This window comes from Mucilaginibacter sp. L196 (assembly GCF_009765905.1).
GTDB lineage: Bacteria > Bacteroidota > Bacteroidia > Sphingobacteriales > Sphingobacteriaceae > Mucilaginibacter.
Window position 1 is genome coordinate 1,156,405 of the sequence record NZ_LMUO01000019.1, and the last position, 16,450, is coordinate 1,172,854.

The 16,450-nt window shown below is 39.5% G+C and carries 10 protein-coding genes; 5 read left to right on the top strand and 5 right to left on the bottom strand.

Annotated features, from left to right (window positions below; genetic code table 11):
• Positions 1–24: 24 nt before the first annotated feature.
• The gene (gene dcp, locus GSQ74_RS21390) at positions 25–2,166 is read right to left on the bottom strand and encodes a peptidyl-dipeptidase Dcp (protein WP_158996235.1); all 2,142 of its coding nucleotides are present in this window, start codon (positions 2,164–2,166) and stop codon (positions 25–27) included.
• 79 nt (positions 2,167–2,245) lie between these two features.
• Here dcp and GSQ74_RS21395 point away from each other — a divergent pair, with 79 nt between their 5' ends.
• The 3 genes from GSQ74_RS21395 (at position 2,246) to GSQ74_RS21405 (ending at position 6,753) form a co-directional block, all read left to right on the top strand.
• Entirely contained in the window at positions 2,246–3,184 is a 939-nt protein-coding gene (locus tag GSQ74_RS21395) for a hypothetical protein (protein ID WP_158996236.1), read from the top strand.
• A 28-nt stretch (positions 3,185–3,212) separates the two neighbouring features.
• Entirely contained in the window at positions 3,213–4,400 is a 1,188-nt protein-coding gene (locus GSQ74_RS21400; protein WP_158996237.1) for a redoxin family protein, read from the top strand.
• Positions 4,401–5,400: 1,000 nt separating this feature from the next.
• Positions 5,401–6,753 carry a PhoH family protein gene (locus GSQ74_RS21405; protein ID WP_158996238.1) on the top strand — a complete coding sequence of 451 codons (1,353 nt, stop codon included), beginning with the start codon at positions 5,401–5,403 and terminating at the stop codon, positions 6,751–6,753.
• Here GSQ74_RS21405 and GSQ74_RS21410 read toward each other — a convergent pair whose 3' ends face one another.
• Positions 6,754–8,904, bottom strand: a complete 2,151-nt coding sequence (locus GSQ74_RS21410) for an FUSC family membrane protein (protein ID WP_254060943.1) — start codon at positions 8,902–8,904, stop codon at positions 6,754–6,756. It lies immediately after the preceding gene.
• Positions 8,905–9,105: 201 nt separating this feature from the next.
• Between GSQ74_RS21410 and GSQ74_RS21415 the strand changes: the two genes are divergently transcribed.
• Positions 9,106–11,694: a phosphoenolpyruvate carboxylase gene (locus GSQ74_RS21415; protein WP_158996239.1), complete on the top strand. Its 2,589-nt coding sequence runs from the start codon at positions 9,106–9,108 to the stop codon at positions 11,692–11,694.
• A gap of 113 nt (positions 11,695–11,807) precedes the next feature.
• Entirely contained in the window at positions 11,808–12,341 is a 534-nt protein-coding gene (locus GSQ74_RS21420; RefSeq protein WP_158996240.1) for a DUF4142 domain-containing protein, read from the top strand.
• 105 nt (positions 12,342–12,446) lie between these two features.
• On the opposite strand, the gene GSQ74_RS21425 is transcribed toward GSQ74_RS21420, so the two are convergent.
• The 3 genes from GSQ74_RS21425 to GSQ74_RS21435 are packed head-to-tail and all read right to left on the bottom strand — an operon-like array spanning position 12,447 to position 16,290.
• Positions 12,447–13,649: a DUF763 domain-containing protein gene (locus GSQ74_RS21425; protein WP_158996241.1), complete on the bottom strand. Its 1,203-nt coding sequence runs from the start codon at positions 13,647–13,649 to the stop codon at positions 12,447–12,449.
• Between the two features lie 18 nt (positions 13,650–13,667).
• Entirely contained in the window at positions 13,668–14,129 is a 462-nt protein-coding gene (locus tag GSQ74_RS21430) for a DUF4268 domain-containing protein (protein WP_158996242.1), read from the bottom strand.
• Position 14,130: 1 nt separating this feature from the next.
• On the bottom strand, positions 14,131–16,290 hold the full coding sequence (locus GSQ74_RS21435; protein ID WP_158996243.1) for a glycoside hydrolase family 3 N-terminal domain-containing protein: 2,160 nt from the start codon (positions 16,288–16,290) through the stop codon (positions 14,131–14,133).
• Between the last annotated feature and the right edge of the window lie 160 nt (positions 16,291–16,450).

Here is a 16,450-nt window from a genome sequence, read left to right on the forward strand (position 1 = left end):
CGCATATTAAACCTATAGGTTGCCTTATTCAGGAATTAAACCACGGTTTTTTTCCATTGGTTTAATGTCCGGGTTATGTCCCCTGAAATCACGGAACATTTTGCCATACTCAATGGTATTACCACGTGAAAGGATCATATCGCGGAAACGCTGACCATTAGCCCTTGTCAAACCACCGTTTTCTGTAAACCACGAGAATGCATCATCGTCCAGCATCTCGGTCCATAAATAAGCATAATAACCGGCAGCGTAACCGTTGCTCCAGATGTGTAAAAAGTAACTTGAACGGTAACGCGGTGGAACTTGCGATAAGTTCAACCCGGTTTCTTGCAGGGCCATAGCCTCAAATTTATCAGCATCCTGTAAAGGCGCTGCTGCGCTAAGCTCATGCCATTTCATATCTAATGATGCGGCTGCTAATATTTCTGTTAAAGCATATCCCTGGTTAAATTTAGATGCCTTTTTGATCTTATCAACCAAAGCCTGCGGCATTGGCTGACCAGTTTTATAATGCACAGCGTAGTTCTTAAATACCTGCGGATACAAAGCCCAGTGTTCATTAAACTGTGATGGAAATTCCACAAAATCACGCGCTACACTGGTTCCTGAAATACTTACATATTGTTGGTCGGCAAAGAAACCATGTAAGGCATGTCCAAATTCATGAAACATGGTAGTTACATCGTCAAAGCTGATTAAAGCAGGTTGACCCGGTGCTGGCTTGGTAAAGTTACACACATTATAAATAACAGGCTGAGTGCCCAATAATTTCGATTGATCAACCATATTACTCATCCAGGCACCGCCATTTTTGTTATCACGCTTAAAATAATCGCAGTAGAACAAGCCAATAGTTTTGCCATCTTTATCTATCACTTCAAATACCCTTACGTCTTTTTGGTAAACAGGTATGTCGTGGCGTTCTTTAAATGTTAGGCCATAAAGCTGGTTAGCTGTATAAAATACCCCATTCTGCAAAACCTTATTCAACTCAAAGTATGGTTTTACATCGCTTTCATTCAAATCATATTTCTGCTTGCGCACTTGTTCTGCATAAAAATCCCAATCCCAGGGCTGTAATTTAAAGCCACCTTTTTGTTGGTCGATGACCGCTTGTATATCAGTAGCTTCACTTTTTGCCTTAGCTGTAGCAGCAGGCACTAATTGCGCGAAGAATTTATCAACCGCTTCAGGTGTTTTAGCCATTTGATCCTGTAAAACCCAAGCCGCATAGTTAGGATAACCTAAAAGCTTTGCTTTCTCGGCCCTTAACTTCGCTATGTTAACAATGGTTTTGCGGGTATCATTAGAGTCACTTTTCTCTGCGCGTATCCATGATGCATTAAACAACTTCGCACGAACATCACGATTGCTTAACGATTGCAGCAAAGGCTGCTGCGTTGTATTTTGTAACGATATAAGATATTTGCTTTTAGATTTATTAGCCTTCGCGTTTTGAGCCAATGCATCAATATCGCTTTGTGCCAATCCGGCTAAATCAGCAGTGTTATTAATTTCTAAACCACCGGCCTTTGCAGCAGCTAATAATTGATTATTAAATTTAGCGGTAAGTGATGCTTCCTGGCCATTTAGTTTTTTTAAATTCTCTTTATCAGCATCAGACAGTTTTGCACCGGCCTGAACAAACTGCTGGTAGTAAAATTTAACCAAACGGTTTGATTCCGCATCCAATTTTGAATTTGTGCTGTCGTTATAAACAGCTTCAACCCGTTTAAATAATTTTGAATTTAGGTGGATGGCGTCATCAGTAGCAGCCATTTCGGGTGCTATATCTTCCTGTACTTTTTGTAATACGCTGTCGGTATTTGCGCCTGTAAGTGCGTTAAACACATTGTTCGCCCGGCGTAACAAAACACCGCTTTTTTCCATCGCCAATATGGTATTTTCAAAAGTTGGTGCGCTGGTGTCGTCCGCGATCTTTTGAATTTCGGCAAGTTGGTCTTTCATGCCTTGTTCAAGGGCCGGTTTAAAGTCGCTGTCTTTGATCTTATCAAAAGGTGGCGCCTGGAACGGGAGGGAGCTGGCTGTAAGTAATGGATTACTTGATGACGTATCTGAACTGTTGGCTGCAGATTTGTTATTACTGTTACATGAGGCCATAATTCCCATCATTGTCGCTAATGGTAATATAAATAATGTTTTCATAAAAAATTTAAAAGCTGAAATTACGAATTTCCTATATATTGCGTTGTATTAATTAAGAGCAAAAGGTTGTTATATAAATATGAGTTATAATTTAAGAAAGCTGAACATTTACGTATTTGCATTATTAATCTTATTAACGGCTGCATGCCATCGTTCCATACCACATACAGCCGTTTCCGAGCCGTCAGCACCATTATCTTTTAAATCTATAGCTAATATTGATTTTACCGAAGTTCGCCGCAGAATGGCCAATGGATTATCCTTTGACAAAAATGGTTTTGAAGCCGAACCAGGGTATAAGATTACTTTCCTTAAAAACGATTCAGCCAGCGTTTGGAGCCCGGATAAAAAGGCATTTATCAACTTCCTGGTGTTTTTGGAGCCGGATTCGATATTCAACGTGGCGCGTTCGTATTTTAAAATGAAGCACATGAGTAAAGATAGCTTGGTGCTACAGGTGCTTGAAGTACAGGGCGATACGCTGCACATGAAACACTCTTTAGTCTACATGACTTTTTATGCTAATAATTACCTGAAAAATGTACTGCATACCGACGCGAAAACCTTAGGTAAACCCGACAAACGCGATACCTTATTTATTGAGCACAAAACCGCTGTTGCGAAAAAAAATCCCGACAGTGCTTTCGCTGGGCGACAGCCGGTAACGTTAAGGAGCTTGAATCCGCTTTTAACTATCGACAGGGTAAATGTTAAGCCTGACATTTCTAATAATTATGATGCCTCAGATTATTACATGGATCCAGAGTTTAATATCACCATAAATAAAGCTTATGAAGATTTTGCTTATTCGTTTTGGGTTTGTGTGGGTGCTAAAGGGCAGATCACCTTTTATCGGTCAATAGATTATATTATGCCTGAATTCAGAGAATCTACCATCAAAACAATAAAAGCGATAATTGATGGTTATTTAAAGGCATACATGACTGCAACGCCGGGTTCTACATTGGGAATTAAGCATACCAGCTGGGTTATGTTAAATGTAGTTGGGAAGAAGTAGCTTATAGCACCTATGCCTTAATCAAAATATGAAGACAATCTTATCCGCCACTCTCTTTTTACTCCTTTCATTTAATGCGTTTTCGCAAATTAAAGTCGGCCAGCGGGTTACAAATATACCCATTCAAAATTTACTTAATGCCCCGCTTAAACAAACGCAACTAAGCGACTTCAATGGAAAAGTAATATTGCTGGAATTTTGGGCGACATATTGCGGCCCCTGTATAACTGCTATGTCTCATCTGCAGGAGCTTCAAAAAGAATGCACCGGCAAACTCCGAATAATTACAGTTACCAGCGAAAAAGAAAGCAGGATTAAAAAGTTTATTGAAAATAAACCATCCAATTTATGGTTTGCTGTAGATAGTGCCAACTTATTACAACAGTCATTTCCTTTACGTACAATTCCTGAAAGTGTATTAATTGATAAGAATGGAGTAGTGGTAGCTATCACCGAACCTCAAAATATAACTAAACAAGTTATCGCGGATGTTATGGTAGATAAGAAAATTAATTTACCATTAAAAGATGATAATATGGTCGCTGATCCTTACGCGACTTATTTTCCTGCGGATTCAACAACACAAAGCCTTTTTGTTCTACAGCCTGAAATTAAAGGATTAAACAGTAGCAAAAAGAATTATAACAACAATAAAGCGTTTTACGGCCGAAGGCTTACTATTATAAATTTCCCATTGATGGATCTTTACAGGATAGCTTATGGAGATATATCTTACAGAAGAGTATTAGATTTAACTTCTAAATCAGATTCAATCGAAGCCAGGCGCATGTATTGTATGGATATTATTGTACCCACTGCTGCTGATCTGCTACCAACACTTAAACGCGAACTAAAAGCAAAATTTGATTTGCAGGCAGATTTTGAAAAGCGAACAAAACAGGTTTATGTATTAACTATTGCCGATGCCTCTAAAATAGGCCATCTAAAACCATCCACAGCGCAAGCATATAAATTTTCTTATATGTCGGGAAATTTTAACGGGCAGTATGTGCAATTAAAGGACATTGCATCTTATATTGAGAAATCCGGGATAATTAGAGCCCCCATACTTGATGAAACAAATGATAGCCATTACTATGATATCGCGTTTACTTACTTGCCTGAAAAAAAAGGTGATTTTGAAAACGTTTTGCTTAGCCTAGGTCTGCAAGTAACGAAAACCGACCGTGATATAGATATGTTGGTCTTTAAATAAATAATTATTCTCGTTTTACGTATTCAAAATAGACAGCGTTTGGCAGAGAAAATCACTAAAATTTAAATTTTAAGCTTTTCTAGACTGATAGAAATACTCAATTCTATCTCGATTTGTGGATAACACGACTGTTGAAAAGGTTGATAAACTTAACCTGTAACCGGCTATTCAGCTATAAATAATTATTATTAATGGTTGAAAATGACTTAACTATTGTTAAAAACTTGTTAATAAAAACCTGATAATATATTTGCGAAATGGCGATCCTGTCCCGATATTGAAATCATCAAGAACGACGTACTTTGACAGCCTTGAGATACACAAACTGAAATTCGGGGGAACCTTCGGGGAAACTAAAGATCAGGGAGGAGTCTTATTACTTAACGGGAAAATGACGAAAGTGATTCACCGGGACAGTAATTCAAAGGTGTTATGGATACTGCAATACTTTACGAAGAATAGCAGTTTGAAATAATGACCATGAAGCAATCAGCGTTAGCAGACAATGGTAATTCAGCATTCACAAAGAATAAAGAAGCATCAGCGTTGCGCGAATAACGACAGCGTTTTATCCGCAGGGTAATAACAAAATCAGCATTCAATGAAACACTACACGGTGCCCGCGAGGGTAACGAAAGTTGAAAAGTTACATAGAATAAAGACAGCGTTTCATCCGTAGGGGTAATAACATAAGTCCGCATAAGCAAAACAATTGATAAATCAGCATTCGCGAGAATAAAGATTAATCAGCGTCAGCAATTAACGATGACAAGATCTGGTCGGTCAGCTTACACAAAACTTGGTGCTTTCTAAGGGCTATGGCTCGAAGAGAGTTTGGAAACGGAAGTTCAAATCGAAAGAGGAGGCTTCCGTTTTCGTTTTTATAGGATTTTTTGTCAGAACTCGAATTTTGATGAATTAATTGGATTTGCGGAATTATAGATCATAAACCTTCAGGGTTTCACCCCAACCTCTCCAATAATTTCCTTAATTTAGCCTTATGCAGAAGGAAAGCAAAAGTAAAGCTGACGGTAAAAAGAAAATATTTGTATTAGATACCTCTGTTATCCTGTACGATCATAACGCCTTTGAAAACTTCCAGGAGCACGATGTGGCTATCCCCATTCAGGTGCTTGAAGAGTTAGATAATATGAAGAGCGGTAACGATACCCGTAACTTCGAGGCCCGCAGCTTTATCCGGCTAATGGATGACATATCCCGTAATAATTTAATTAATGATTGGCAACCGCTCAACGGGGCCAGTAAAGGGAGCTTTAAAGTTATCATTGATACAAAAGATATTGCCGCCGATGCCGCAGCCATTTTTGGTTCCGAGAAAACGGATCACCGTATATTAAACGCTGCTTTGGTTTTACAGGAAGAGCATCCGGAGAAAAAAGTGGTGCTGGTATCAAAAGATATATGCCTGCGGCTAAAAGCAAAATCGCTTAACCTGTATGCTGAGGATTATGAAACCGGTAAAATAAAAAACGTTGATGAGTTGTACACCGGCAGGACAGTTTTAAATAAAGTATCCGACAAACTGTTAATCCAATTAAAAAAGAACGACAGTTTACCCAATGATGCGCTTGATATACCTACGCCAACGCATAATCAGTTTTATATATTAAATGGCAAAAATAGTTCAGTACCTGCATTTTATAACTCGCAAAGCGGGCAGTTGGAAAAGGTAACCGAGCAGCCCATATTCAATATCTTCCCTAAAAATATAGAGCAGGCGTTTGCCATACATGCATTACTCCATCCGGACATTAAACTGGTGAGTATACAAGGTAACGCGGGTACAGGCAAAACCTTATTAGCGCTGGCGAGTGCATTGGAGCAGCGCAAGCATTTCAGGCAGATCTATGTAACCCGGCCAATTGTGCCACTCAGCAATAAGGATATTGGTTTTTTACCAGGCGATATTAAATCAAAAGTAGACCCCTACATGGCGCCAATTTGGGACAACCTTAAGTTTATCAAAGATCAGTTTGTTGATGATGAAAAGATGCAGGCTAAAATTGATGAACTGGTAACCAACGATAAAATTTCCATCGCTCCACTGGCATTCATCCGTGGGCGTACCTTAAGCAAGATATTTTTCATTGTAGATGAAGCGCAAAACTTAACTCCCCACGAAATAAAAACTATCATCAGCAGGGCAGGAGAGAACAGTAAGTTTATATTCACCGGTGATATTTACCAGATTGATACCCCTTACCTTGATGCGGAAAGCAACGGCTTAAGCTACTTAATTGATAAAGCAAAGGAACATCCATTGTATGCGCATATCACCCTGCAAAAAGGCGAGCGTAGCGAATTGGCTAATTTGGCTACGGAATTATTATAATTACGCAACCAAATTATCCGTTACCCTCGAAATATCTGTACTCATTTTATTAATAAAGCCTAACTGTTCCTTTAACAATGTTTCATCAGTGAAAGGTTCGGGAGTTTTGGGGTTGGTATCAGCTATTATGTTCACATGCTCACTCAATAGCTCTGTTTTTGCGCCGCCGAGTTTTTTCGATACATCGTTCAAAGTTGCCAAACTTTTTCTAACCGATCTGATGATTTCCGGTTGTGGATCAGGCACGCTTTTGTCCATTAGCTCCGCTGCTACAGTGGCTATGTAAGATGATAAGATATGGTTCAATACCACAAATTTATGCATCTCTTTAACATTGCGTTGTTTGCTTTTAGGCTCTGATGTCATGCGTTCAAAAGCGGCCGATAAGTTGCCCGATTTTACAAATACATCCTTACGCGCCAGTTTGTACTCGGTAATATCCATCGGTTTTCCTGATAGGCTTTCGGCAATTTTCTGCAAGTAATTAGCATTCGCGCATATCACATCGCTCAAATATCCGTTTACCTGCTCAAACTCCCACGACGGGAATATTGAGTAACTGGCAATAAAGGCAATAACAGAGCCTATAATAGTATCAGTAATACGCTCGGTAACAATATTATTTACCCCCAAAAAACTAAATAATATTAATATATAAGGTGTCATCAATAAAACGCTTACCACATAATTTAACCGTTGAAAACTGTAACATCCCAGCATAAAAAATACCATAAAAGCAAACTCGGCAGTTTTGTTATGTACTAATAGCAAAATACCAATACCAATAATGCCGCCGCTTACAGTGCCTATTAGTCGCTGGTAATTGCGTTGTTTTGTTAAGCTGAAGCCGGGTTTAAGGATTACGATGATGGTCAGCAATATCCAATAGCTATGATGCCCGGTAGAAATAAACTTTGCAACCATAAATCCCAACAAACACATAGCCGAAACTCTTAACGCGTGCTTAAAAGCTGCGGAATTAAATGACAGGTTATCCGTAAAAACATGCGGAGCATAGTCCTGACTGGTTACGAATTTGGAATATTCGATTTTGCGGCGATCCTCAAATAATAACCGGGCCGAATTAGAACTGTAGTAACCATAAATAGAGGCAATCTTCGAGTTAACGTCACGTAGGTTTATCAGTATTTTCTTCAATACCAGGTTGCTGGTTTCATGAGTGATGTCTAATGCGTCAATTTTAGTTTTTAGTTCCTCAAGCTCAGGTAAAAAGTCAAACGGTTGTTTGCGTTTAGTATTTAATAATACAATAAAGGCGGCATTATCCACCTCATTCGCCATTTGATGAATAATACGCGAAATTTTCTCAAGCACCCCGGTACCCTTAAAGCTTTCGCGCATATAAGCATAATCATAATGTGTGGCCATTATGTTTTCAAACAGATCTACCAAATCAACAAAAGTCAACACCAATACGCGGCTTTCGGTGGTGGATTCCCGCACTAGTAGCCTACTTTTAAACAGTATTTCCCTTACCAGATCCTGATGTTGGCTAACCTGTATTTGTTGCGATACCAGTTTACGGTAATTCTCATCTATATCAGTGGAGGGATCATAAAAGTCCGCTTTTATGCGAAGAAACTGCGCTATATCAAATATATTCTCGCCCAAAGCCTGCTGAGCGGCACGATAGGGCCTGATGCCAAAAAACACCAGGCTAAAAATCATATACCATATCCCACCCAACAAAATCACAAGGCTTACGGTTAAAATCTGATCTGGGGTGATTGGCTCATCCATCATCAATATCATCACTAGTAAAGCACCGGTCCCCACAAAGGCAGCCCGGTTGCCATATACTGTAAGCATAGAAAAAAAGAAGGAGAATAAAGTAACCTCGGCACCTAACGCATAGAGATTTAGCCGTGCAAAACATGTAATTATTGCAACTAAAAATATGCACAAACTACTTATAGCCATAGCATTGCGTTTGTGTGCAACCGGGCCGGGAGTATCAACAATACTTACGCACAGCGCCCCTAAAGACATATCTACACCGAAGCCCAAATTGTGGAATTGTGTTAATACAAGGGCAGGCAGTAATACTCCGATGGTAATGCGTAACCCATCAGAAAAGTACTGACTGTAAAAAAAACTTTTTATTTCTTTTGGTTGAATGTTAATGGTCACGTTTATAATTGGATTACCTTGCAAATTTAAAAAATTTAATTCGGATGCTATTTTTATAATTAATATTGGCAGCAATAACCTGTTATTATTAATAAATATTCAATTTTTTGCTGTTTTTACGTTTTAGATATTTAAATTCACGGCATTAATGCGACCTCATTAATAGCACCGTTTTTTATACAAATATCCAGCTCAAAAACTATGTCATCTACGTTAAAACTCAGCCAAAGAGAAACTGCCTTCAACCACGAAGTAGTTACCCGTTTTGAGTTATATAACAGTTTATTCCAAACACTGCCTTTTTACCAGGTAAAAGATACAGGTATTTTGTTGCCTTTTTTCAGTTCACATTGTGAAAAAGGTACAATAAACCAACAATCACCCAAGGAAATTATTGAATCTTTTTTCGAAAAATACGTTCCCGGTATTGATCATCAAGAACAAATAAACCGTTTATTTCGGTTTATTCAATATATCGAACGGCAGGTTGTTTTGTTTGATGCAATTGAAGATTCATCATTCAGCAAAATTGGGCGCGCCGATGATTCCGGTTCATTGCAAAGCTTATTGCAACAAGCGGCCATAAGCGATGAGGCAAGGAAAAATATTAGTGAAAAGTTAAAGGATTTCTCATTAAGGCTTGTTCTTACCGCGCACCCCACCCAGTTTTATCCGGGCAGTGTGTTAGGTATTATGACCGATCTGATCGAGGCTTTGAAAACCAACGACATAAACAGCATTGATGGCTTATTGCAGCAATTAGGTAAAACACCTTTTTTCAATAAAACCTCACCAACGCCTGTAGACGAGGCAGTTAGTTTGGTTTGGTTCCTTGAGAATATATTTTATCATGCTATCTCAGGTATTCAGTCAACGCTGGAAGAGGAGTTTGATATTGACTTAGCTGCCAAGCACCAGATTTTAGAATTGGGCTTTTGGCCGGGTGGCGATAGGGACGGAAACCCTAACGTTACAACAGAAACCACTAAAGAGGTTGCCAAGTTTTTAAGGCAAATCGTATTCCGTTGTTATTACCGTGATTTCAGGGTATTGAAACGTCGCATTACCTTCAGGGGTTTTGATGATACATTAACCAAGCTGGAAAACATACTTTATGAAAACGCCTTTAATCCAAGTGATGATCAGGCAGATTTACAGGCAGATATATTAGATAAATTACAATCTGCAAGGCAAATATTAATCAGCGACCACGATAGTTTGTTTGTTGATGTAGTGGAGAACCTGATCAGAAAAGTTAAACTATTCGGCTGTTATTTTGCTACGCTTGATATCAGGCAGGATAGCCGTGTTTTAAGGAAAGTATTTAATTACGCTACAGAACAAACTGGTATACAGGAAAATATATCTACCGGATACAATAGCTTAGATGAAGACAATAAACTAAAAGCAATCACTTTTAAAGATTTTGATTTTAAATGTCCTAATAATGCCGATAGCGAAATAAAAGACACGCTGAATACCATCAGGCTGATGAAACAAATTCAGCATAGTAATGGTGAAAAATCTTGTCAACGTTTTATTATCAGCAATTGCCAGCAGGCATCGGATATATTGCAACTGATTGATTTGTTCTTATGGAGCGGATGGAACGCGGATAATCTGAGTGTTGATTTTATGCCATTATTCGAAACGGTTAACGATTTACAGGTGGCTGGTGAGATAATGGAGAAGCTATACACACATCCATTTTATAAAGAGCACTTAAAGAAAAGAGGCAACCGCCAAAGCATTATGCTTGGTTTCTCGGATAGTACTAAAGACGGCGGCTATTTGATGGCTAACTGGTCGATATATAAAGCTAAAGTTGAGCTTACAGCCATGGCGCGTAAGTACGAAATAGATCTGGCATTTTTTGATGGCCGTGGCGGCCCTCCGGCACGTGGTGGTGGTAAAACGCATCGTTTTTATGCTTCTATGGGCGATGAGATTGCTAATGAGCATATCCAGTTAACGATACAGGGCCAAACGGTAAGTTCGCAATACGGTTCGGTCGAGACAGCTCGGTTTAATATGGAGCAGTTGATTAACGCGGGTATAGTTTCCGAATTATACCCAAGTAAGAACGATGTGCTTGATAAAAAGAAGAAAGAACTGATCTCTGAAATGGCGGATGCCAGTTATAAACTATTTATGGATCTGCGCCAGCATGAACTATTTGTGGAATACCTGGAGAAATTTAGTCCGCTTAAATTGCTTTCGCGTATTAATATCAGCAGCAGGCCAACCAAACGTAACGGCAACTCTAAGTTGAAGCTGGAAGATTTGCGGGCGATTAGCTTTGTAACTTCCTGGAGCCAGTTGAAACAAAATATTCCCGGTTTTTATGGGGTAGGTACTGCTTTGAAAAAGATGAAAGACGAAGGCCACTGGGATGAAATTAAACTTTTGTATCAAACATCAGGGTTTTTCAAAACCATGTTGGATAACTGTATGATGTCGATGTCGAAATCTGATTTCAGGATTACTGCATATTTACACGACGATGAAAAGTTCGGTGCCTTTTGGCAGATGCTTAAGGATGAGTACGACCTTACCAAAACCATGATGAATGACTTGACGGCCAGCGATACCCTAATGCCGGAATACCCGGTTGAAAGGCGTTCTATAGCCTTGCGCGAACGAGTTGTATTACCTTTGGTTATTATACAACATTATGCGCTACAATGCCTGAACAACGATAATAGCGAAGAGGCATTGACGGAGATTTATGATAAGCTGGTAATACGTACAGTGTATGGAATTGTTAACGCGGGAAGAAACCTGGCATAAATTGTAATTTTTTTAAGTCAATGTTGGCTTATTATACAGAAAATGATTTGTTTTGCAGTAAATAAGAAACCACAAGGTTTATTATTTGTTAGAAATTATCTTAACACATTAAAATGAAAAAACTTATTTACCCGGTATTGGGATTAGCGCTTATGTTTTCGGTACAATCATGTATGGATAATTACAAAGCTAAGTACCTGAATGAAAAAACTTTAGCCGATGATGGCGGTATATCGCTTATCAAAAACGGGCTTGAAGGCGGGATGACCGAAATAGCGGCATCAAAAATTGCATTGAAAAATTCCCAAAATCCACAGGTAGTAAGTTTAGCGCAAATGATGATCGCAGATCACTCTAAAGCTGATAGCACCTTATTGTGGATTGAAAGTGACAAACTAATATCTGAAAAAGATACCATCAGCGCTGAACACAAAGAAATACTAGACAGCCTGCAAACAAAAACAGGAGCCGCGTTTGACAGGGCTTATGTTACCATGATGATACATGATCATAAAGAAGCTATCGATTTGTTTAAAGATGCCAGCGACAACAAAAACCAAACCATACAGGATTTTGCCCGCCAAACATTGCCAACTATCGAAAAACACTTAGAAATGGCAAAGGATATTGATGCTTCATTGAAATAGTAAAAGCTTATTCTTGAAAATATTAAAGGCGATGAATTATCATCGCCTTTTTTGTTCTTCCTTTTCCTACTTGTCATTCTTCGCTGCGTTCAGAATGACTAAGTTTCAGAATAGCTTCAATTGCTTTTCAACCGGGGGCTTAACCCATCCTGTAACGGTTCTGCCGCCATACTTATAGGAGTTTTTGCGCTCCTCCTCAATAACTTTGTCAAAATTGGCATTGGGACTAAAACCCTTTTCAGCATCCTGGGCAACTCTCGTCAGGCGTTTAATGGCCTCGGTTGTTTCTGATTGGCCGAGTTTAGCTTTATAAACCGCATTTTGCAGTGTAGCTATAGTTTCATCATAAACTTTAGTTGGTACCGGGAAAGGATGTCCATCTTTACCGCCATGCGCGAAGGAAAACCTGGCTGGATCTTTAAAACGCGACGGTGTTCCATGGATTACCTCACTTACCAAAACCAATGATTGTAAAGTCCGCGGTCCCAAACCTTGCAGTAATAACAAATCCTCAAAATCAGCCGGGTTCTTTTCATGTGCCAGCCACAATACAGCACCTAATCTTTTAAGGTCGACATCCTTAGCTTTTACATCATGATGGGAGGGAAGCACCAGTTTGTTGATTTCTTTGAGCATATACTCCGGCTTTTCACTCGCTATTTGCATAATGCCTTTTCTGGAACTATCGGCTTGCTTATCGGCCATATTTAAAATAAGCCCGGTGTTTTTACCGTAGATGGATGTATGCGGATCATCCACAAAGGAAGTCAACGAATCGGAATGCCAGTGGTAACGGCGGGCAGTACTGCTCGCATCACTCATTCCTTGCTGAATAACAGCCCATTTGCCGGTATCGCTCAAAATAAAATTATGGGTGTATAGTTGAAAACCATCCTGTATAGCGGTATTGTCAACCTTAGCGCTGAGTTTACTGCATCTGACTAAGTAATTGCCATCAAGCCCGATTTTATCGCTGATCCTTAAAAGTTCATCAGGTGTTTGCCGGGAGTATTTACCTTTTCCTCCGCATATATAAATACCCAGCTCCTTACTATGCGGATTAACTGCTCGTTTCAAAGCCCCCATAACCGAAGTAGTAATCCCCGAAGAATGCCAATCCATCCCCATAACAGCGCCCATACTTTGAAACCAAAACGGGTCACTCAAGCGGCGCAGCAAGTCGTCCTTACCATAATCTAACAGGATATTTTGTACAATAGCAAGACCCAGCTTCGCCATTCTTTCGGCAAGCCAGATGGGTACATAGCCACCATGTAAAGGTAAGTCAGCAGTTCCGGAATGCTTCATGCTAACAAAGTTAGCAAATTATTTTAAGGCTTCAAAGCTATATTGGGCGGTACTCCAAAATTCATCCAATGCAATAATACGGGGTTTAAAAAAGGAAATAAGCTGAGGCCAATCTGTCCGGTTGTAAACACTCACACCATCCAATTGCTTATAAATACGACTGACGATTTTTCCATATTCATCAGTATCATGCAAAACCCAGGTCCAATCCTCGTCAAGTGTATTTTTCAGCAAGTTTTTAAATTCTGCGAACTGTTCAAAAAATAATTCCTGTATACCTTTATCCTGATGGGTAATCACGATACCAATTGACACCGAGCGATTAGCCGTTTCCATTTTGAAATACAGGTGTTTTATCCCGGTTTTATAATTTACCCAATTCACCCTTAAACCATCAGCAGATAGGTGCGGGGCAATATACTGGCCAAAGGTTGTCCAGAAGGTTTGTTTAATATTTGAGCTTTCGTCTTTTGAATACATATTATCTCACAGCAAAATTCATATCCACCTTGCTATCCTGCGAATTGCTGCCTAAGGTTAATTTATAATTACCGGGATATATCTTCCATTTATGTGTTGACAAATCCCATTTCTGTAATTCTTTTACAGGGATTTTCACGGTAACCGTTTGTTCACCACCTGATGTAATAGAAATTCGCTTAAAATATTTCAACTCCTTATAAGGCATACGATCAATTGATGGATATTGTATGTAGCCTTGTACTACCTCATCACCGTTCATGTTGCCGGTGTTTTTAACTTTTATAGTGGTTGTTATCGTATCGGTAGTTTTATAATCTTTTTTCGGCGCATTCTGCAAACTATAAGCAAACGAAGTATAGCTCAACCCAAAACCAAACGGATATTGTACCGGGCCGTTATAATAACGATAAGTATGGCCTGCCATATGATAATTTTTATAATCAGGCACATTATCAATCGACTTATAAAAAGTTAATGGCAAATGCCCGGATGGTGATATTTTACCAAACACAATATCTGCAAGCGCGTTGCCACCCTGCTCTCCCGGATACCAGGCAAAAATGATGGCATCGGCATAAGGAGCAACAGCATCCACATCAATATCACTTCCTGCTGTAATTACCAGTATGATGGGTTTATGTACGTCTTTACGCAGTTGTTTCATATAGGCTATTTCGCTTGCCGGTAAACTTAAATCTTTTTTATCCCCACCGTTGTTAGACAAGAAAGCATCGCCTGCTTCACCTTCTAAAACAGGAGATAAACCTATTACCGCAATAGTAACATCAGCATTGCCTGCCGCCCAAATACCACCGAAATGCTTGGTGTCTTTATAATCGCACCCCATATCGTAACTAACACGGGTTCCCGGGCCGGCTACTCCGGTAATGCCTTCAACAAAATTAACAACCCGGTCACTTACTCCGCTGTAATTTCCTATCATCGCGTCAAACGAAGCTGCGTTAGGGCCAACTACCATAATACTAGAATACTTGCTCTTACTTAAAGGCAGTATGTTATTATCGTTTTTTAACAGTACTATACTTTGTTCCGCCATTTTACGGGCTAAAGCAATATGAGCTTCGTTATGCACGCTATCAGCGCCATAAGCATGATAAGGAATTTGATTAGGATCATCATAAAAGCCAAGTTTAAACTCAGTACGCAATACAGCCGAGAGCGCCTGGTCAACTTCCTTTTCAGTAAGTAAATGCTGGTCAATCGCTTTTATAACATCATCCTGTAAAATGGTGGAACAATCCAGGTTTATACCGGCCTTTATAGCGGCCGCTGCAGTTTCAACAGGGCCAACTAATGCTTTATGTGTTTGGAAAACATCATCCAGCGCCCCACAATCAGTTACTACATGGCCTTTAAATCCCCATTCTTTTCTTAAAATATCTGTAAGTAAGGTTTTATTAATGGAATTGGGCACGCCGTTAATACTGTTATATGCCGCCATAACAGATTCAACACCGTTTGTTACCAGTGCATGAAAAGCGTACAGATAAGTTTCGCGCAAATCCTTTTCATCCACAATTGCGTCAAACGAATCGCGCACAGCCTCGGGGCCACTGTGTACCGCGAAATGTTTTGCTGTTGCCGATACCTTTAAATACTTGGGATCATCACCCTGTAAACCTTTTACAAAGGCAGTTCCCATATGCGCTGTTAAAAAAGGATCTTCGCCATACGTTTCCTGTCCGCGGCCCCAACGAGGATCGCGGAAAATATTAATATTAGGAGTCCAAAAACTTAAACCCATATACTGTATATGCCTGTCCTGCGCGATAGCCAGGTTATATTTGGCCCTTGCTTCGGTAGAGATCGCGGTACCAACCTGTTTAAGCAAATCATCATTAAAAGTAGCAGCCATGCCAATAGCCTGCGGATATATAGTGGCTTCACCCGCACGTGCAACACCATGTAAAGCCTCGTTCCACCAATTATAAGCCGGTATTCCTAATCGTGGTACTGCCTGGCTATTGTAGCCCAGCAGAGCAACTTTTTCTTTGAGGGTTAATCTTGATACCAGATCTTTTACACGAATGTCTAACGGTTCGGAGTTATCTTTATAGATCGGTTTATCCTGCGCTTTTACAGGTTGTACAAATAACAATGAAGACCCCAGTAAAGCAGCTATAAATTGTATTTTCATTTAAATAATATTACGCACTAAAACTACCCATAAAATATTATTTCTGCTGTAAATTTGACATTTAAAGTGATAGATTCGCATGATAACGGCTGTTATCAAAAAGTTTTTACTGATAGCTATACTAGCTATTTATAGTACAACCGGTTTATGCCCCATCACC